The following is a 1,046-nucleotide window of genomic DNA, read 5'->3' on the forward strand; positions in this document are numbered from 1 at the left end:
CGAAGAAGTACCCGGGCCCTTGAACCCGCTTGCCCCCCACCACCACCGTCGCGCCACGGGCCACGGCGTCGGTGACGAACTCCTCCACGGAGTCCCGCGCCTTGGCCTCGACCATCGGCCCGACCGTGACGCCCTCCTCCACGCCGTTGCCCACGGTCAGGCCGGCCATCTTCTCGGCCAGCTTCTCCACGAACTCGTCGACGACGGCCTCGTGCACCAGCAGGCGGTTGGCGGCGGTGCAGGCCTCGCCCATGTTGCGCATCTTCGCCGCCATCGCCCCGGCCACGGCCTTGTCCACATCGGCGTCCTCGAAGACGATCAGCGGGCCGTTGCCGCCGAGCTCCATGGAGGTGCGCAGCACGGTCTCGGTGGCGGCCTTCATCAGCTGCTTGCCCACCGGGGTGGAGCCGGTGAAGGAGACCTTCCGCAGCCGGGGGTCGGCCATGATCGGCTCCGACACATCAGCGGCGGAAGCCGAGGAGACGACGTTGAGCACCCCGGCCGGCAGCCCGGCCTCGACCATGAGCGCGGCGAAGTACTGACTGGTGAGCGGGGTCAGCCGCGCGGGCTTGAGGACCATGGTGCACCCGGCGGCCACCGCCGGGGCGACCTTGCGGGTGGCCATCGCCAGCGGGAAGTTCCACGGGGTGATCAGCAGGCACGGGCCCACCGGCTTGTGGGTGACCAGCATCCGCAGGGTGCCCTCGGGGGCCTCGATGTAGCGGCCGTAGTCGCGCACGGCTTCCTCGGAGAACCAGCGCAGGAACTCCCCGCCGTACTTCACCTCCCCCAGGGCCTCGGCGAAGGGCTTGCCCATCTCCAGGGTCATCAGCAGCGCCAGGTCCTCGGCCCGCTCCTGGACCAGGTCGAAAGCCGCCCGCAGGATCTCCGAGCGCACCCTCGCCGGGGTCCGGGCCCAGGAGTCCTGGGCGGCCGCGGCGGCGTCCATCGCCGCGGCCGCGTCCTCCCGGGTGGCCGAGGCCATGGTCGCGATGACCTCCCCGGTCGCGGGGTTCTCCACCTCGAAGGTGGACCCGTCGGAGGCA

Annotated in this window: 1 protein-coding gene; it reads right to left on the reverse strand. The window is 71.7% G+C overall.

Annotated features, from left to right (window positions below; translation table 11 throughout):
* A partial coding sequence (locus IEW07_RS20705; protein ID WP_188540680.1) for an aldehyde dehydrogenase family protein occupies positions 1-1,046 on the reverse strand: 1,046 nt, incomplete at both ends.

Origin of the sequence: Kocuria dechangensis, from assembly GCF_014636775.1 — a bacterium.
In the GTDB taxonomy this organism is placed as follows: Bacteria; Actinomycetota; Actinomycetes; order Actinomycetales; family Micrococcaceae; genus Kocuria; species Kocuria dechangensis.